Origin of the sequence: Stutzerimonas xanthomarina DSM 18231 (assembly GCF_900129835.1) — a bacterium.
In the GTDB taxonomy this organism is placed as follows: Bacteria; Pseudomonadota; Gammaproteobacteria; order Pseudomonadales; family Pseudomonadaceae; genus Stutzerimonas; species Stutzerimonas xanthomarina.
The window spans coordinates 378091-394199 of the sequence record NZ_FQXA01000003.1 but is presented as its reverse complement, the minus strand read 5'-3'; the positions used below and the strand labels follow the sequence as shown (position 1 = coordinate 394199).

Here is a 16109-nt window from a genome sequence, read left to right as displayed (position 1 = left end):
TGCCAGGGAACGCGTGCCGCCCAAGCCTGTTGTCGAACTCAGAACAGGAAAACAATAATGGCTCTCAAAAAAGAAGTGCCGGAGTTTGACGTAGACGATGCTGTTCTACTCATGGAACCGTCCTCGGGCGCAGATCCGATCACCGAGATCTCGCGCGTCGGTTCAGTTGGCACCAAATCCAAGACCGCAACGGTCAAGCAACACAAGTTCATCGATTACACGCGCGCGCTCGACGCCACCCAGCTCTACCTCAACGAAATCGGTTTTTCGCCCCTGCTGACACCCGAACAGGAAGTGCACTTCGCGCGCCTCGCGCAGAAGGGTGATCCGGCGGGGCGCAAGCGCATGATCGAGAGCAACCTGCGGCTGGTCGTGAAAATCGCACGGCGCTACGTCAACCGCGGCCTGTCCTTGCTCGATCTGGTGGAGGAGGGGAATCTCGGGCTCATTCGCGCGGTCGAGAAGTTCGACCCAGAGCGTGGCTTCCGCTTTTCAACCTACGCCACCTGGTGGATCCGGCAGACGATCGAGCGGGCGATCATGAATCAGACCCGGACCATTCGTTTGCCTATTCATGTGGTCAAGGAGCTGAACGTATACCTGCGGGCAGCGCGCGAGCTGACGCAGAAGCTCGATCACGAGCCCAGTCCCGAGGAAATCGCCAATCTGCTTGAAAAGCCGGTTGCCGAGGTCAAGCGGATGCTGGGACTGAATGAGCGGGTGACCTCTGTTGACGTCTCGCTAGGGCCGGACACCGACAAGACTTTGCTCGATACGCTAACTGATGACCGGCCGAGCGATCCGTGTGAACTCTTGCTTGACGACGATCTGTCCGAGAGCATCGATCAGTGGCTATCCGACTTGACTGAGAAACAGCGGGAAGTGGTTATTCGACGCTTTGGTCTGCGAGGCCATGAAAGCTGCACGCTGGAAGAGGTTGGCCAGGAAATTGGCCTGACGCGGGAACGGGTTCGGCAGATTCAGGTTGAAGCACTCAAGCGCCTACGTGAGATTCTGGAGCGTAACGGCCTCTCGAGTGAGTCGCTGTTCCGCTAGGCCTCGGTGCCCCTTACCTGTTGCGGGATAGGGGCACGATTCTGTCTGCGCTATGCGGATGCACTTTACTTGAGTGGCCTTCGCGAGAAGCAGGATTAACTCCTAGTTGTTTTGACTTCTGCGTAGGCGATTCCTCATGTAGGTATTTGCTTACAAGCCTTGTAAGCAAAGGCAGCAAAATCATCCGAGCGGATCGCCATTTTTGAACAATCGCTGATCTAACTATCTGTTTTTGTTGATAAATTAAATCTTATTGAATGATGGCATGTTTGCCACCATGCATTATTCGCAGTTGCCGTTGTCGCTCAATGGCCTAATATCGCAACTGTGCTCAGGGACAAGCACGGCCGGCAAGGAAGTCGGGCAGGATCGACCGCTGGAGGCGGTTTCATCAGGACGATGAGTAGGAAAAAAAGGGAAGTATGGAAGGAGGCGGGCGGGGGTTAACCCCCGCCCCTTTTTTTGTCTGGAGTTTTTCGAGAGACGGGTGCGCGAACGACTGCGCTGGTGAATGGCCTAAGAGCCGTGACCTAACTCAGAGGAATTCACCATGAATGGCAATGGACCTAATCAACCTGCCCAGCCTGGGCAAGATAATAAAGACCCCATCAAACGTGATCCAGATGAGGCTGATGACGACCAGCTGGATGAGGCTCTGGAAGAGACGTTTCCTGCAAGTGATCCCATTTCTCCGTGATTGCTGATTGATGCTCTTCGGTTAGTCTTCAAACAGCCTTTTGCGCAGTGCGGGAAGTACCTGTTCTCGCAGCAGGGGCGCCAGGTGCCCCTGCCGCTCTGCATGTACTTCCAGCCAGTCCAACGCATCGATTTCCGCCTGTGCTTTTATCGAGCTTTTGAGGCGGCCGAAGAAGACATCAGCTTCCACCCAATGGTCCGGCTCGTTGGCCGCTCGCGACTGGAAATGGCCGAGCGACTCTAGCTGCGACGTGTCTACCTTTAGATTCAGTTCCTCGTGCAGTTCCCTCCCGAGCGCCTGCCTTGGCGTTTCCCCCCGTTCGATCTTGCCGCCAGGCAACATGAACACATGGGTGCCGCGCTTGCGTACGACTAGCACGCGTCCTGCCTCATCAAGCAGGCAGGCCGTGGCGATCTTCAAAACGGTCAAAGTCATCAGGCGTTCTCGTTCTCGTGGCATAGCGCCACAAGCATCTTGTGTTGGTTATAGCGCTGCAAGCGGGAGGCGAGCGCCTCTGGCAATGCAGTGGCCTCAGCGAAACCCAGTGGCGTGTAGAACGGCACCATTCTTGGCTCGCAAAACAGCCATACAGGCCCTTCGCAGCCAGCCAGGGCTTGCGCCACCAAGCGCCGCCCCAATCCCTGCTTGCGGCGACTCGGTGCCACCAGCAAACCGGTAAGCCAATTGCCGCCGTCCACGCCTGTGAGACACAGGCCCGCAAGAATATCCGAGTGCCCCGCGACCCAGTAGCGGGCGCCCGCCGGCGCTCGCATATGGCTGCGGTGGGCTCGGTAAAACTTGTTGAGTAAAGGTCGGCTTTCGTCGGGTAGCTGACGCAGCTGAGTGGCTTCCACTAGTTGTTCTCCACCGGTGCTGCCGAATATTAACAGATGCTTGTCAGCCGGCCGCCCGTGAGGCCCGCATAAGGATCTGTTGGTCGCTCCGTTTATCTGGCACTTGCAATTTTCCATTTTGTTCGGGCTCTCAGAAAGATCAGCCCACCCGCGAGGGGAAAGTACGATGCTAGACCTACTGATCGTTATGGCCTTCATTCTCTACGGTCTGGGTTCCGGCCTGCGTGCAAGAGGCAAGGCTTCGCAGAGCCTCGATGAGTATTTTCTTGCAGGCAGGACTATCAAGGGTTGGAAGGCAGGCTTTTCCATGGGCGCGACTCAGTTCGCGGCTGATACGCCGCTGCTGGTGACGGGGTTGGTTGCGACGGCTGGAATCTTTGCTCTATGGCGTCTCTGGATCTACGGCCTTGCGTTTCTGTTGATGGCATTCGTGTTCGCGGTGGGCTGGCGCCGCGCCGGGGTCTTGACCGACGCCGAGTTGACCTGCGTGCGCTATAGCGGCAAGGGCGTTACTCTGCTGCGTTTACTCAAGGCAATCTATTACGGCACGGTCATCAACTGCGTGGTGCTGGCGATGGTTCTGGTAGCAGCCATTCGCATCGCGGAAGTGTTTCTGCCCTGGCATCTGTGGTTACCGGCTGGCTTCTATGATCCCATCGTCGCGTTTATTGCCAGTACCGGCATCCAGCTTGGTGGGAGCATCACCGGACTCGATCCGACGATGATGAGCGCCAATAATCTGATATCGATCCTGCTGATCCTTGCGTTTACCGCGATGTATTCGATTACGGGCGGCTTGCGCGCGGTGGTGCAGACTGACGTTGTGCAGTTCAGCTTGGCGATGATCGGTACGTTGCTCTACGCCTGGTTCGTGGTTCACGCAGCAGGCGGACTGGGTGGGCTGACGGACCGCATCGTCGATCTCTATGGCAGCGAACAGGCGGGCAGGATGTTGTCCTTCGCTCCGCCTGCGGATGCGGGAGAGGCGTTAATGCCGTTTCTGGTGATTGTCAGCTTGCAGTGGTTCTTCCAGATGAATGCTGACGGTACCGGTTACCTTGCGCAGCGAAGCATGGCATGCCCGACCGACCGTGACGCTCGGATTGCCGGCCTGGTGTTCACCTGGCTACAGATATTCCTGCGCAGCCTGTTCTGGATGGCCATCGCCATCGGATTATTGGTGTTGTATCCCTTCACGCCAGCGGAAATGGCCGGTGATGGCTTCACAGCCGCGCGCGAGGCCTTGTTCGTGCAAGGTATCGAAGATCTGTTGCCGCCTGGCGTGAGGGGCCTGATGCTGGTTGGCTTGCTGGCTGCGCTGGCGTCAACCGTCGATACACACCTCAACTGGGGTGCCTCCTATTGGAGCAATGATGTCTATGGCGGCGTGTTCGCGCCGCATGTGCTCAAGCGCAAACCCAAGGATCGCGAGCTGGTCCTGGTTGCGCGGTTGTCCAACGTGCTGATTCTGCTGATTGCGATGATCATCATGGCCAATCTCGGCTCGATCCAGACTGCCTGGTTCATTTCGCTGCTATTCGGCGCGGGAATGGGGTCTGTGCTGGTGCTGCGCTGGCTGTGGGAAAGGATCAACCTCTATTCAGAGTTGGCGGCCATGGCGGTGTCGCTGATAACAGCGCCATTGCTGCTCTACTACTTGGGTACTGATCCTGATCGCGAGTGGGTGCGCCTTGGAATCATGGCGTTGGCGACCACCTCAGCCGCAATCCTGGTGACCTTCATTACTCCCGCTACCGACGATGCCACGCTCAAGCGCTTCTACGGACGTGTACGTCCGTTCGGCTTCTGGCGGCGCGCAGCGCGGCTTAATGGAGTGGCGGGCGCCGTATCGGTCAAAGCGCTTGGCACGCGCCTTTTCGCGGTAGCGGTAACGGCTGTTTCGCTCTTTTCGCTGTTGGTTGGTGTTGGGCGCCTGATGTTTTCGCCAGCGGGCGGTTCTGCAGTAATCAGCTGGATGTGTCTTGCGGTGGGCCTGTTATTGATACCGGTCTGGTTGCGGATCGCCATGGGGCGTGAGTTCGATAGCGACCCCAATGACGAAATGCTGCCGGACGATATAGCGACTCCTGAAAAAACTAATAACTGATCATCGTCCGTGCAGTTTGCCGTTTCGTTAGTTGTACGTTTCGTTTGTTTTCCGTGCTTAAAAACTATCTGAATAAGATGATTTTGAAAATAAAAAAGATTTAAAAACAAGTGCTTGCGCAACATACCTAAAATAAAATGAACAGTTATGGCGGGTGCCTGTCATTAACAATGCGCATCGAATAAGTTGCGCACTCCGCCATAGTTAGTAAGAACAAGAGGTGTTGTCATGAACAGACTTTTCAAAACTTCCCTCCTGGTCGCCGCCATGCTTCCCGCTATTGCAATTGCCGCTCCGGTGGCAGGTGATCGCGAGGTTACACTGGGTGGTGCGGGCAGTAGCGATAAGGACTTCGACGATACAGTGTTCTCCTTACAGGGTAGTTGGGGTACATATCTGGATGAGTCCTCCATGTGGGGCGTTCGGCAAACCGTGAATGCCCGCGACTCGGAAGGGGAAAGCGTGCAGTTCGACGGTTCGACCCGCGTGTTTTACGACTATCACTTCGGCAGTGGCAACACCCGTCCGTTTGTCGGGTTGAGTGTCGGTGGGATCTATGGCGAGGAGGTTGACGAGACCTTTATGGGTGGGCCGGAGGTCGGTATCAAATACTGGGTACAGGATAAAACCTTCATCACAGCCATGGCCGAATATCAATTCCTCTTCAAAAGTGGAAGCGATGCGCGGGATCGTTACGACGATGGAGCGTTTTTCTACAGTGTCGGTATCGGCTACAACTACTGAGGCCAACAAGTGCGATGTTCTACGCATCGCACTTGCTCTATGTGGTGCGCTGAACAGACCGAGTTATGCGCGTCTTCTGTTCAGCCCTCCACCAAGTCCTTTAGAAAGTTCTGCAATGCCAGCCCTGGCTCGTCATCTTCAGAGGTGATCATGCGAATTCCCCACTGACTGAGGATTTCCTCCTGCACGGGGTTGGGTTTATGCGAGAAAACATATGAGATAGGACGGACGCCTAGCGTTTCGTGCTGGTTCCACATTTTCGACAGTTTATAAAACAGCAACCGTATGTTTGTGTCCGAAAGACTGTAGCCAATAAACAGCACGGCCTTGCTCAACGTATCTGCGCGCAGCTTGATATCCAGTGGTGTCTCGAATTGCAGCCTTTCGTAGTAGCTGGTCTCGTCAAGCACGATGGAATCGTCGTCGTCGAAATCGCCGTGAAACTTGACGATTTGCCGCACGCCGTCGCGTGCCTTCACCAAGTCACTGGCATTGGCAATTTTCAGATAGCTGACGCCGTGAGCGTCATGCGCGTTCTCCAGCCAGCGGTCATAGTTGGTGGTGTAAATAGCAGGAAACCGGCCCTGAACGATCAACCGGTGTATTTCCGAGTCGCGAATATCGATGTCCTTGTGCCACTCCCGGTCCATCCAACTGCGCAGCGGCCCGATGTTGCCCTTCTTGATGCGGTAGTACTCGGCAAGCGACAGGAAGTTACCGTAGGTGTCGAAGACCTCGGGGTCGTAATCGAGCTGAGTTGCTATCTCATTGATCAATTCGCGCCATGGCGGCAGCCCGATATTGGCGGACACTCCTGAGCCCACGAAGAGAATCAGCCGATTGTTTCGATACGCCTCCAGCAGCTTCTGCGTCATCACCTCAAACCCTCCGCAAGTAGGTGATGAACGCATCCAGAGCGCGCCTGCGCATCGACAGGTCGTTATGCACACCGCCCAGTTCCGCGAAGGTGCATGAGTAGCCATCTGGCACGAATACGTTGTCCCACTCGAAACCCTGATCACCCGCCGGGGTGCGGGAAATTCTGCCGGTGACCTCCCCTTTGAAGAAGTGCCGTTTGCGGCCGTCGCAATAGCCGATCAGCGTGCGTGCCACCGCAGAGGGGTCGTCGAGACTGCCGATCAGATCGGAGAAACGCACCGCGTGCAGGCGATCCCAGAAGGTCTGGGTAAGGCCGCCAGGAAAACCGTTCAGGCTGTTGATGAACAGGCCGGAATGCTCAACAAACACCGGCTTGCCAATCAACTTGAACGCAGCCAGCAATTTGTCGCTGACCAGTTGGTTCAGGTCTTCGGTCTGAGTCTCAACGATGCGCACCGGGAACCTGATGATCTCAATGCCACTTTTCCCGAGAAATTCTTCCGCATCGCGAATCTTTTGCTCGTTCACCGAGGCAAAGCGGATCTTCATGTGATCACCTGGCTACGTGGTTCAGTGTCGCCGATACAGGTATGACGCAGCGAGGCGGCAGGGGTTCGGCCTCGCGCCTGACCGAGCCGGGCTACAGCGTGGTTGGCTGTATGGGACAAACGCGCTGGCCAGCCTGGAAAATGCGTTCTGCTGGGATTCGCAACTGAGCCAGCAAGTAGCCGGCGAACTCGTCGGAGTATCCCTGCTTGGTAATCGCGAGCGCCATGCAGCTGAGCCAGGCATCACGCTCGGCTTCACCGACGCTCCAGCGCGTGTGAAATTGCGGAATGCTGATGCTGCCGTAGCGTTCCGCGTAACGCCGTGGACCGCCCAACCAGCCGCAAAGAAACGCACCCAGCCGCTTGCGCGATTCGTCAAGGTCGTCTGGGTACAGGCGGCGGACACAGGCTGCATCCTCGCGTTCGTCCATGATCCGGTAGAAATCTTGGACCAGGCGGGTCAGGCCAGATTCGCCCCCCGCTGCCTGAAATGAAGCATCGCCCACACCAAACGGAGCGCTTAAATTTGTACTCATGGTTGGGCCTCGAATGACGGTGATTGTGCAGATTGATCCAGAGCAACAGATGCGTTTGTGGCACCAAGCGTGCCTGGGTGATGGTCTATGCTGTCGTCACATCTGGTTGGAGACTCGCTATGCGCAACATTCTTCTCGCTTATGACGGTTCGGACAATGCCAAACGGGCATTGCAATACATCATCGATTTTGCCGCCGATGTGACTAAGCCGCCGCAGGTGCACGTACTGAACGTACAGCAGGAGCCGGTGCTCTACGGCGAATTCGTTACCGCGGGTACGGTTGATGAGCTGAACAAGAGCTTTATCGACAAATCGAACCGTACCCTTGCGGATGCGGCTACAGCGCTGCAAACGGCAGGGATTTCACACCAGACTCACGCCATTCTGGGCAACGTGGCTGAGGAGGTGAGCGATGCGGTGCAAAGGTTCGGCTGTGACACCGTGGTGATGGGGACCCGAGGTATGGGAAGTTTTACCGGCATGCTGATGGGCTCGGTCGCCAATCGGGTGGTTCATGAGGTCTCGGTGCCGGTCCTTCTGGTGAAGTGACCGACACCTGCCTTTGCCAACGTCAGTCCTGCTTGCCCTTGAGCAGGTCGCCGAGGTTGGCGAAGGCCTTGAATGTCTCCTTCGGCCCCAGATCGCTACCCGGCCGGGCTTCGGCCTGATACTGGTTGTCGGTATAGCGTGAATGCTCATTGTCGTGGCAGTACAGGCAGAGCAATTCCCAGTTCGAACCGTCTTCCGGGTTGTTGTCGTGGTTGTGGTCCTTGTGGTGGACCGTCAACTCGCTCAGGCGCTTGCCCGAGAACTCCCGAGCGCAACGTCCACAGACCCACGGATACATCTTCAGCGCTTTTTCACGATAGCCCTGTTCGCGCTGAGCGTAAGGGGTGTTGGGTTTGTTCGTACTCATCGCTGTGCCTCTAGCTCAACGGTTGTAGTGTGCTTCAGCCGGCCAGTCCTACGTAGACGTTTTGCACGTCGTCGTGGGCATCGATGGCGCTGAGAAAGGCTTCGACCTCTTCGAGTTCGGCCTCGGACAGCGTGGAGACTGGGTTCTTCGGACGATATCCGAGCTGTGCCGACTGGACAGTGAAACCCTGCTCCGGCAGGGCGCGGCAGACTACGTCCATGTCGGTAGCATCGCTGATGAACAGCGTGGCGCCTTCGTCTGCGGCTTCAAAGTCCTGCGCGCCGGCCTCGATGGCGGCCAGTTCTGGGTCCGCATCGGCAGTCGTCGGCGCCGCTTCGATCATGCCGCAGTGGTCGAAGTCCCAGGCGACCGAGCCGGAGGCGCCGAGCTGACCCTTGCGAAACAGCACACGGATCTCGGCCACAGTGCGGTTGACGTTATCGGTCAGGCACTCGACGATCACCGGAACCTGGTGCGGCGCGAAGCCTTCATAGGTGGTGCGCTCGTAGTTGACGCTCTCGCCGAGCAGCCCTGCACCTTTCTTGATGGCGCGTTCCAGGGTTTCACGTGGCATCGAGGCTTTCTTGGCCTGTTCCACCACCAGGCGCAAGCGAGGATTCATGTCCGGGTCGGCGCCGCTACGGGCTGCGATCATGATTTCTTTCGACAGCTTGCCGAAGGTTCGCCCCTTCGCGTTGGCTGCCGCTTCCTTATGTTTCGCTTTCCACTGTGCGCCCATGGTTACTCTCGTGATTGTTGCCAAGTTGATGGGATCGATCGATAGAGGCGATTCTAGCCGTTGGCGCTGTGGCAGGCACGGATCACGCGCATTTGTCTGCTTACGGCGGGACGTGCGGCGCCAGCGGTGACTGTAACGCCTAATTGCCTGATCGCTGTATGAGGACAGAACCCTGGCGGGCGGCTTAACTGCATTTTTGTTTGGGGAACCGCCCATGGCGCCGAAGGACTTGCTGCTGGCCCTGGTTGTGATCGTCGTATGGGGCATGAATTTCGTCGTGATCAAGATCGGTCTGGATGACATTCCGCCGATGCTGTTGGGGGCGCTGCGTTTTTCGCTTGCTGCGTTTCCGGCGATCCTCTTCATTAAACGGCCACAGATGCCGTTGCGCTGGTTGCTGGCCTACGGTGGAACCATATCCCTCGGTCAGTTCGCTTTTCTCTTCTCCGCGATGAAAGTCGGCATGCCGGCTGGTCTGGCCTCGTTGGTGCTGCAATCGCAGGCATTTTTTACGCTGTTCTTCGCCGTCCTGTTTCTGGGCGAACGGTTTCGTGCAAGCAATCTGGTGGGGCTGGTGATCGCCGCTGGCGGTTTGCTGCTGATCGGTATGCAAGGCGATCGCAGCATGACGCTGGCAGGCTTCCTGCTGACTATCTGTGCGGCATCGATGTGGGCACTCGGCAATATCGTTACCCGCAAGGTGGGCAAGGTGAATCTGGTCGGGCTGGTAGTGTGGGGCAGCCTGATTCCACCGATTCCGTTCTTCGCGCTGTCGTGGGTGCTGGAGGGGCCGGAAGCGATCGGGGGGGCATTGCGTGGCTTCGGGATGGATTCAGCGCTGGTGCTGATCTACCTGGCGTTTGGCGCGACCATTCTTGGCTATGGGCTCTGGAGTCGTCTGTTGTCGCGCTATCCGGCCAATACCGTTGCGCCGTTCTCGCTGCTGGTACCCGTCGTTGGGCTGACCTCCGCCGCGGTACTGCTGGACGAGCACCTGGGCCTGCACCAGGCGGTTGGCGCGCTGTTGGTAATGCTGGGTCTGGTGATCAACGTAGGCGGGGAGTGGGTGGTTGGCCGACTGCGCACGGCTTTCGGCAGTTCAGCGGTCTGACAGCAAAACGCCCCGCTACGGTGTCCGAGCGGGGCGCTCTACCAGCGTTGGGATCTAGCGAGCAGCGTGACTGCCTAATAACGGTGCGGGTCCGCTGGCTTTATCCCGTTTGGCCGCGCGCTTTTCCTGCGCGGTCTTGAGGGGTTTCTTTTTCGCATTCTTCTTTGTATCCATACCTTTGCTCATGATGTCGCCTCGCTGATGAGTGGCTTAGTGATGCATCCTTGCGTGGGTCTGCTCTGTGGCCAATGCCCCTTGGCGTGAGCGTGAAGATCGAAAATGGTCTGACAGAGCCTACGCCTGCCATGCAGGAATGGGTAGCGACATCTAGCGGCGTGGTTAACCGACCCTTCTGAGCGAAAATCAGATCTTGAACCGCCCGACCAGTGTCTGCAGTTCGCCGCCCAACTGGGCCAGGCGAGCGGTGGACGAGGCTGTCTCCCGAGCCGCCTCGGCGGATTGCTCGGCGACGTCGCGCACGCTAAGCACGCTGCGATTGATTTCCTCGGCCACCGAACTCTGCTGTTCGGCGGCGGTGGCGATCTGCTGGTTCATCGCCTGAATGACCGAGACAGTTTCGGTAATGGCTTGCAGTTCCGTGCCCGCTTCCCGCGCGAGAGTGACGGTATCGCGAGCCAGGGTGCTGCTGCTGTCCATCATTCCGGACGCCGTGCGGGCGCCTTTCTGAAGGTTGGCGATCAGGGCTTCGATCTGCGCGGTGGATTGCTGCGTGCGTTGGGCAAGCCCCCGTACCTCATCGGCCACCACTGCGAAACCACGACCCGCTTCACCCGCCCGCGCGGCCTCGATGGCAGCGTTCAGGGCAAGCAGGTTGGTCTGCTCGGCGATGCCGTTTATGACGGTGAGCACCGTGCTGATGCCGTCGGTTTCCTGGTTCAACTGGGTCATGGCCTCGGCCGACAACGTGACCTCGTTCGAGAGCCGATCGATTTGCGATAGGGCGCGCTGGACCACGGTATTGCCTTTCACAGCCTGCTGATCGGCGCGTTGGGCTGCGCTCGAAGCCTCTTCGGCATTGCGTGCTACCTCCTGCACCGTTGCGGTCATTTGATGCATGGCCGTCGCGACCTGATCGGTTTCCTGACGCTGGCTACTGACGCCCGCACTGGTCTGCTCAGTCACCGCCGATAACTCCTCCGAGGCTGCGGCCAGCTGTGCAGTGATGCCACCGATATGCCCGATCAGCGATTGCAGGTTGCCGCGCGTCTTGCCTAGCGCCTGGAGCAGTTGGCCGAACTCGTCATGGCGCGGCTCTGGAGCCTGGCCGGTCATGTCCCCAGCGCCGATGCGCTCGGCAATTTGCACTGCCTGATTGAGGGGCTGTGTGATCTGACGGACGATCAGCCAGCCAATCAGGATGCCAAGAGCGATCGCCGCCAAGGTGATGCCGATGACCTGAACCTTCTTGGTTTGAGCATCGTTTGCGCGCTTCTGGGTCTGGCTGGAGATGATGCTCTGGGCATGCTCATAGAGTCTGGCAAAAATGGCCTCCATGTCCTGATGCGCCTGTTGTTGGCTGGCTACGATGGGTGGCAGCTTCTTCACCAGATCAACGTACTCGGTCGCGCTGGCCTTGAGGGTTTTAAGGCTTTCGGCTTGAGGACCAATCAGCTCTTCTTCCAGTGGCGTAATGGCCGCGTTCAGCGCCTCGAATTGTTGGCTCAAGGTCTGTAAGGCGGCTTCGGATTCTTCCATCAGATACCCGCGCACCGTAAAGCGCAGCAGGCGATTCTGCTTGGACAGTTCGGTCGTCAGCAGCGCGATGTTGGCAATGTCACCGGTCGGGTGCAGAACCGGGTTGCCCTGAACGCCATTCCAACGTTGCTCAAGGTTGGCTATCAACTTGTCGGTGGTATTGCCGGCACCGACCCAGTTAGCGCGCGTCTGCTTTTTCAATGCATGCAGTGCCACGAGCTTTTCAAATGCTGTCTGGTAGTCGCGCGCCTGATTGACGATGGCTTGCAGTAACTCACGGTCCTGTGGCTGCGAGAAGCTGGCTTTTTTCTGTTCGACGAGCTGGGCGATCTTCTCCACAGCATCGGTTACCTGAGCGACATATTTCTCATCGCCGCGCTCTTCGAAACGCACCTGCGCATAGCGAATTTGGTTGGCTTCGTTGAGCAGGCTTTCTGCAGTCTGCGCTTTATCGCTCCGGGAGATCAGAGCATCCATGCTGAGCACGCCAATAGCGGCCACGCAGATGGTGAGCAGCAGCATCGCAGCGAAGCCCAGCGCCAGCTTGTGGCTGACTTTGAGATTTTTCATTGTTGTTCCTCAGGTAGCGCGGATGTCGGTGAGTCGTACAACGACATCGGCGAGATCTGCTGATTCTTGAGGGTGTTGTCTGATGACTTTATGAATGGCTTACGCGCAGGGCAGGCGTCTGGCAACTTCTTTCGGTGGTCGCTTCGATGGCGACCTACTGTCTCGGTCAGCGGTGCGGCTGAGAGCACGACGCCGCTTGCTGATATCAGAACAACGTACCCTGGTCCTGTTTTCGACGTCGACTGTCCAGGCGTTGACGAAAACCTGTGCGGTATTCGCTCGCCAGCGGCAGCAGACTCGTCAGCCAGTCGAGTTCGGTATTGCTGAGGTCTTCATTCATGTAGCCGCGCCAGATGCGTAACACGCTTGCGGCGGGACACGGCCGTTCGATCAGCCGCAGCATTGCACCAAGATGAACGGTACCGGGTTCAAGGGTTCGGTACAGCCAGCCGGTTCTGCCACTTTTGGCCAGTTGCCGGGCGAGGCCGCTAGCGTCGTGTCGCCGGTCGAGGTTGCTGCAGGGCGAACGGGGCTGGCTGACTTCGATCAGGGCATCACCCCACCGAAAGCGATCGCCGATGCATACCTGCCGTTCATCCAGGCCCAGCGTCGACATATTTTCGCCAAACGCTCCGGGGCGAATGTCCCGCAAACGCGGAAAATGCCTGTGCCAGTGAGCGTAATGATCGGCCGGATAGTGGCAAAGACTGCGATCCGGCCCGCCATGGAAACGGTTATCGGCGACTCGGTCGCCCTGCAGCCCATTGAAATCGAGCCAGACGTCGCTCATCGCCAGTTGTTTGTCGATGGCTGATGGCTTCTCCGTACCCGGCAGCCGCAGCAGTTGGTTGCGCAGGAACGGACCTTCAGCCGGCCATTGCATGAGCACCCTCTGATCTGGATGAGTGAAAAGGGGCTGGCTTCAAGTTTCGTTGAGACGGACCAGCTCGCGACGCACCATGGCAGCGAATTCTGGCGGTTTCAGCTGATACAGCTCGGTTGCGACCCAGCCTAGCCAGCGGGCGCCGAGCGCCTGTCGTTGTTCGAGTAGTCGTCGCGCTTCGGCGGTCGCACGCTCGGCATGTTGCTGATGAAACTCCGACCGGCTCATGGCTGCTCCTCAAACTGAGCGGGCGATTCTAAACGACCACGGCAGTTGGCGCCTGATCGCTTGGTAAAGCTGCTGTGCCGCGCTAGGCTCGCGATTCTGTCGTTTATCGAGTTCGAATCATGCCGCGGTCTGTGAACTTCAAGGACAAGCTCTCCCGTCAACGGCCTTATGGGCGCCTGGAGTCGGGGCTCAAGGCGTCCGAAGGTGATCTGTCGCTGATTATCGATCAGCTCGAAAGTGATCGCGGCCGCATTATTAATTCCGCTGCCGTGCGCCGATTGCAGCAGAAGACTCAGGTGTTCCCGCTGGAGCGCAATGCGGCGGTGCGCAGCCGCTTGACGCATTCGCTGGAGGTCCAGCAGACCGGGCGCTTCATTGTGCGCACTCTGTACAAACAGCTTGGTTCGCGGGCGGCTCAATATGGCCTGGATGGTCTGGAAGGTGCGCTGGAAAGTCTCGTCGAAATGACCTGCCTGATGCACGACATCGGTAACCCGCCGTTTGGCCACTTTGGCGAGTTCGCCATTGGCGAGTGGTTCAAGCGGCACCTGAACTCCTTGTTCGACACCGCGGTTCCTGACGGGCAGGGCGATAACGAATTGCGCAAGCGCATGCTGGTTGACCTCGAACGGTTCGAAGGCAATGCCCAGGCAATTCGCTTGGTGGTCAGCCTGCTGCGGCTCAACCTGACCTACACACAGACGGCGGGCCTGCTGAAGTACGTGCGCGCCGCTTACGCGCCTAAGCCGGCCAAGGGAGCACCCGGTGCCTATCTGTTGAAGAAGCCTGGCTTCTACCTATCGGAGGAGCCTTTCGTCGCAGATTTGCAGAGTGCGCTGGGTCTGCAGCCAGGCACGCGTCATCCGGTTGCGTACATCATGGAGGCAGCCGATGACATCGCTTATTGTCTCGCCGATATCGAGGACTCGGTCGAGAAGGGCATCTTCAGCATCGAGCAGCTATCACAGCTGCTGATCGACAAATTCGCCGAACACGGCTCGCCCGACGAGCTGATTGCGAGTACCGGCCGCAGCTTTCGCAGCATGGTCGAGTACGCTCAGGCGCGCGCTGCCAAAGAGCCGATCAACAAGGTGGGCGAATTCTTCATCTGGCTGCGGGTGAACATGGTGCATCCGCTGGTGCAGCACGCGGCCCAGCAATTTATCGAGCATATCGAAGCGGTGTACGACGGCACGCTGGACCGTGCCCTGCTGGAGGACGCAAGCCTGCCCAACGCCATCGTGCAGACGTTCAAGGACGTCGCGATGGACCGCGTGTTCTGCCATCGCGAAGTCGAGACCCTGCAGCTGCAGGGCTACCGGATTCTGCAGGGATTGCTGGACGCCTATGCGCCACTGCTGTCCGTTGCACCGACGACCTTCCAGGCATTGACCGAAGGCAGCTGCCGCAGCGAACCGCACCTGCAGATGCTCGCGCGGCGGCTGCCCAGTCAATTGATAAAGGCCTACCACGAGTCGCTCAAAACGCTCCCTGAGAGGCGTGAAGACCAACCGTTGTGGGAGTTCTACTACCGCTGCCGCATGTTGCAAGACTTCGTCAGCGGCATGACTGATCAATTGGCACAGGACGAATACCGCGTTCTCTCTGCTCTGTGACGCGCAGGCCTGCCGTTCTGGCAGGCATTCTCGGGTGCCTTGTCTCGCGCATTTACCGCGGCCCGGGCCAATGGAAAATCAACGATGTGCTCGGCGTTTGGTTTTCGCACGGCCCCCTGCGGCGTGTGAAGCGGGTTGGCTTGCGGAGTTGTTGGGCAGCATGCGCGGGGCGGCCGGTTGTAGCAGGGCTCGTTCCCGCTGCGGAGCCTAGCTGCTGCTTCAGTCGACTGTAAGAGGCTCGCGGGTGTAAGCGCGCATGAACAGATCGACGCAATCCTCGGCATGTCGCTTCATGTCTGCTGCGTCCGGTTGCTCGGCGTAGCCGATCAGCAGACGGAAATGGGCAACGCCTTTGATCAATGAACAGAAATGTTCTGCAGCGCGCATCGGTTCGGGCACGTTCAGCAACTGGCGCTGGTGGGCCTGGTCGAGCATCTGCTCCAAGTCGACCAATAGCTTCTGTGGGCCAGCGTCGAAGAACATCTGCGACAGGGCCGGGTTCTGCGTTGCCATCGCCACCATCACCCGGTGCAGACCGATGGATTCGGGGCTGATGACCAGCTCGTGAAAAGCATGGGCAATGTCTAGCAGGACCGAACGGAACTCACACCCATCCTCCAGCACGAACAGCCGGCGCGGCAGGCGTGTTTCGCAGGTGGTCTTCACCGCCTCGCCGAACAACGCTTCCTTGTCCTTGAAGTGGCTGTACAGCGTGAGCTTCGAGACACCGGCTTCGGCCGCGATGGCGTCCATGCTGCTGCCTTCGTAACCATTGTTGAGAAACAGCACCTGAGCGGCCATCAGGATCGCCTCGCGTTTGGCGGGGTCCTTCGGACGGCCCGGGCCAGAGGGTGCGGGTGGGTTCTTTATCATGTGCGTTTTAATACTAGACTGGTGAGTTCGGTAT

General features: G+C 58.2%; 19 protein-coding genes. 7 read left to right on the top strand and 12 right to left on the bottom strand.

From position 1 onward, the window contains the following. The first annotated feature begins 57 nt into the window (after window positions 1-57). Together rpoS and BUE09_RS20380 are read left to right on the top strand one after the other, a co-directional pair. Entirely contained in the window at window positions 58-1056 is a 999-nt protein-coding gene (rpoS, locus tag BUE09_RS09835; RefSeq protein ID WP_019342417.1) for an RNA polymerase sigma factor RpoS, read from the top strand. A gap of 550 nt (window positions 1057-1606) precedes the next feature. Then, on the top strand, window positions 1607-1753 hold the full coding sequence (locus BUE09_RS20380; RefSeq protein ID WP_167369780.1) for a hypothetical protein: 147 nt from the start codon (window positions 1607-1609) through the stop codon (window positions 1751-1753). A 21-nt stretch (window positions 1754-1774) separates the two neighbouring features. Here BUE09_RS20380 and BUE09_RS20375 read toward each other — a convergent pair whose 3' ends face one another. Then, complete coding sequence (locus BUE09_RS20375) at window positions 1775-2188, bottom strand: NUDIX hydrolase (RefSeq protein ID WP_073300811.1); 414 nt, start codon at window positions 2186-2188, stop codon at window positions 1775-1777. After that, on the bottom strand, window positions 2188-2607 hold the full coding sequence (locus tag BUE09_RS20370) for a GNAT family N-acetyltransferase (protein WP_073300810.1): 420 nt from the start codon (window positions 2605-2607) through the stop codon (window positions 2188-2190). The genes BUE09_RS20375 and BUE09_RS20370 overlap by 1 nt, the downstream gene beginning before the upstream one ends. A gap of 166 nt (window positions 2608-2773) precedes the next feature. On the opposite strand from BUE09_RS20370, the gene BUE09_RS09820 reads away from it, so the two are divergent. Both BUE09_RS09820 and BUE09_RS09815 read left to right on the top strand, forming a co-directional pair. Next, window positions 2774-4714, top strand: a complete 1941-nt coding sequence (locus BUE09_RS09820; protein WP_073300809.1) for a sodium:solute symporter family protein — start codon at window positions 2774-2776, stop codon at window positions 4712-4714. Window positions 4715-4942: 228 nt separating this feature from the next. Next, on the top strand, window positions 4943-5458 hold the full coding sequence (locus tag BUE09_RS09815) for a hypothetical protein (protein ID WP_073300808.1): 516 nt from the start codon (window positions 4943-4945) through the stop codon (window positions 5456-5458). Between the two features lie 80 nt (window positions 5459-5538). Here the strand turns inward: BUE09_RS09815 and BUE09_RS09810 are convergent, their stop codons facing one another. The 3 genes from BUE09_RS09810 to BUE09_RS09800 all read right to left on the bottom strand — a co-directional run bounded on the left by BUE09_RS09810 (window position 5539) and on the right by BUE09_RS09800 (window position 7421). Further along, window positions 5539-6333 carry an SIR2 family protein gene (locus tag BUE09_RS09810; RefSeq protein WP_073301030.1) on the bottom strand — a complete coding sequence of 265 codons (795 nt, stop codon included), beginning with the start codon at window positions 6331-6333 and terminating at the stop codon, window positions 5539-5541. Window positions 6334-6337: 4 nt separating this feature from the next. Further along, window positions 6338-6886: a non-canonical purine NTP pyrophosphatase gene (locus BUE09_RS09805; RefSeq protein ID WP_019342422.1), complete on the bottom strand. Its 549-nt coding sequence runs from the start codon at window positions 6884-6886 to the stop codon at window positions 6338-6340. 91 nt (window positions 6887-6977) lie between these two features. Next, window positions 6978-7421, bottom strand: coding sequence for a group II truncated hemoglobin (locus tag BUE09_RS09800; protein WP_073300807.1), 444 nt, complete (start codon window positions 7419-7421; stop codon window positions 6978-6980). A gap of 119 nt (window positions 7422-7540) precedes the next feature. Here BUE09_RS09800 and BUE09_RS09795 point away from each other — a divergent pair, with 119 nt between their 5' ends. Then, window positions 7541-7972, top strand: coding sequence for a universal stress protein (locus BUE09_RS09795; protein WP_073300806.1), 432 nt, complete (start codon window positions 7541-7543; stop codon window positions 7970-7972). Between the two features lie 22 nt (window positions 7973-7994). Here the strand turns inward: BUE09_RS09795 and BUE09_RS09790 are convergent, their stop codons facing one another. Beyond that, the gene (locus BUE09_RS09790; protein WP_019342425.1) at window positions 7995-8339 is read right to left on the bottom strand and encodes a YajD family HNH nuclease; all 345 of its coding nucleotides are present in this window, start codon (window positions 8337-8339) and stop codon (window positions 7995-7997) included. Window positions 8340-8373: 34 nt separating this feature from the next. Continuing rightward, window positions 8374-9078: a YebC/PmpR family DNA-binding transcriptional regulator gene (locus BUE09_RS09785; RefSeq protein WP_073300805.1), complete on the bottom strand. Its 705-nt coding sequence runs from the start codon at window positions 9076-9078 to the stop codon at window positions 8374-8376. 214 nt (window positions 9079-9292) lie between these two features. Between BUE09_RS09785 and BUE09_RS09780 the strand changes: the two genes are divergently transcribed. Then, entirely contained in the window at window positions 9293-10189 is an 897-nt protein-coding gene (locus BUE09_RS09780) for an EamA family transporter (RefSeq protein WP_073300804.1), read from the top strand. Window positions 10190-10243: 54 nt separating this feature from the next. On the opposite strand, the gene BUE09_RS20760 is transcribed toward BUE09_RS09780, so the two are convergent. From BUE09_RS20760 to BUE09_RS09765, 4 genes are all read right to left on the bottom strand, one after another. Then, on the bottom strand, window positions 10244-10375 hold the full coding sequence (locus BUE09_RS20760) for a hypothetical protein (RefSeq protein ID WP_254980187.1): 132 nt from the start codon (window positions 10373-10375) through the stop codon (window positions 10244-10246). A 177-nt stretch (window positions 10376-10552) separates the two neighbouring features. Next, on the bottom strand, window positions 10553-12475 hold the full coding sequence (locus tag BUE09_RS09775) for a HAMP domain-containing methyl-accepting chemotaxis protein (protein WP_073300803.1): 1923 nt from the start codon (window positions 12473-12475) through the stop codon (window positions 10553-10555). A gap of 205 nt (window positions 12476-12680) precedes the next feature. Further along, the gene (locus BUE09_RS09770; protein ID WP_073300802.1) at window positions 12681-13358 is read right to left on the bottom strand and encodes an MOSC domain-containing protein; all 678 of its coding nucleotides are present in this window, start codon (window positions 13356-13358) and stop codon (window positions 12681-12683) included. 39 nt (window positions 13359-13397) lie between these two features. After that, window positions 13398-13586, bottom strand: coding sequence for a hypothetical protein (locus tag BUE09_RS09765; RefSeq protein WP_073300801.1), 189 nt, complete (start codon window positions 13584-13586; stop codon window positions 13398-13400). Between the two features lie 119 nt (window positions 13587-13705). Here BUE09_RS09765 and dgt point away from each other — a divergent pair, with 119 nt between their 5' ends. Continuing rightward, window positions 13706-15202, top strand: a complete 1497-nt coding sequence (gene dgt / locus BUE09_RS09760; protein WP_073300800.1) for a dGTPase — start codon at window positions 13706-13708, stop codon at window positions 15200-15202. 219 nt (window positions 15203-15421) lie between these two features. Here dgt and BUE09_RS09755 read toward each other — a convergent pair whose 3' ends face one another. Next, window positions 15422-16075, bottom strand: a complete 654-nt coding sequence (locus tag BUE09_RS09755) for a TetR/AcrR family transcriptional regulator (RefSeq protein ID WP_073300799.1) — start codon at window positions 16073-16075, stop codon at window positions 15422-15424. Between the last annotated feature and the right edge of the window lie 34 nt (window positions 16076-16109).

Bases quoted from the DNA above. Each gene is read 5' to 3' on its own strand.
- BUE09_RS09785 (WP_073300805.1), bottom strand. From the start codon at position 9,078: ATGGGCGCACAGTGGAAAGCGAAACATAAGGAAGCGGCAGCCAACGCG.
- BUE09_RS09805 (WP_019342422.1), bottom strand. From the start codon at position 6,886: ATGAAGATCCGCTTTGCCTCGGTGAACGAGCAAAAGATTCGCGATGCG.
- BUE09_RS09800 (WP_073300807.1), bottom strand. From the start codon at position 7,421: ATGAGTACAAATTTAAGCGCTCCGTTTGGTGTGGGCGATGCTTCATTT.
- BUE09_RS09810 (WP_073301030.1), bottom strand. From the start codon at position 6,333: ATGACGCAGAAGCTGCTGGAGGCGTATCGAAACAATCGGCTGATTCTC.
- BUE09_RS09815 (WP_073300808.1), top strand. From the start codon at position 4,943: ATGAACAGACTTTTCAAAACTTCCCTCCTGGTCGCCGCCATGCTTCCC.
- BUE09_RS09765 (WP_073300801.1), bottom strand. From the start codon at position 13,586: ATGAGCCGGTCGGAGTTTCATCAGCAACATGCCGAGCGTGCGACCGCC.
- BUE09_RS09795 (WP_073300806.1), top strand. From the start codon at position 7,541: ATGCGCAACATTCTTCTCGCTTATGACGGTTCGGACAATGCCAAACGG.
- dgt (WP_073300800.1), top strand. From the start codon at position 13,706: ATGCCGCGGTCTGTGAACTTCAAGGACAAGCTCTCCCGTCAACGGCCT.
- BUE09_RS09770 (WP_073300802.1), bottom strand. From the start codon at position 13,358: ATGCAATGGCCGGCTGAAGGTCCGTTCCTGCGCAACCAACTGCTGCGG.
- BUE09_RS09790 (WP_019342425.1), bottom strand. From the start codon at position 8,339: ATGAGTACGAACAAACCCAACACCCCTTACGCTCAGCGCGAACAGGGC.
- BUE09_RS20375 (WP_073300811.1), bottom strand. From the start codon at position 2,188: ATGACTTTGACCGTTTTGAAGATCGCCACGGCCTGCCTGCTTGATGAG.
- BUE09_RS09775 (WP_073300803.1), bottom strand. From the start codon at position 12,475: ATGAAAAATCTCAAAGTCAGCCACAAGCTGGCGCTGGGCTTCGCTGCG.
- BUE09_RS09755 (WP_073300799.1), bottom strand. From the start codon at position 16,075: ATGATAAAGAACCCACCCGCACCCTCTGGCCCGGGCCGTCCGAAGGAC.
- BUE09_RS09820 (WP_073300809.1), top strand. From the start codon at position 2,774: ATGCTAGACCTACTGATCGTTATGGCCTTCATTCTCTACGGTCTGGGT.
- BUE09_RS20380 (WP_167369780.1), top strand. From the start codon at position 1,607: ATGAATGGCAATGGACCTAATCAACCTGCCCAGCCTGGGCAAGATAAT.
- rpoS (WP_019342417.1), top strand. From the start codon at position 58: ATGGCTCTCAAAAAAGAAGTGCCGGAGTTTGACGTAGACGATGCTGTT.
- BUE09_RS09780 (WP_073300804.1), top strand. From the start codon at position 9,293: ATGGCGCCGAAGGACTTGCTGCTGGCCCTGGTTGTGATCGTCGTATGG.
- BUE09_RS20760 (WP_254980187.1), bottom strand. From the start codon at position 10,375: ATGAGCAAAGGTATGGATACAAAGAAGAATGCGAAAAAGAAACCCCTC.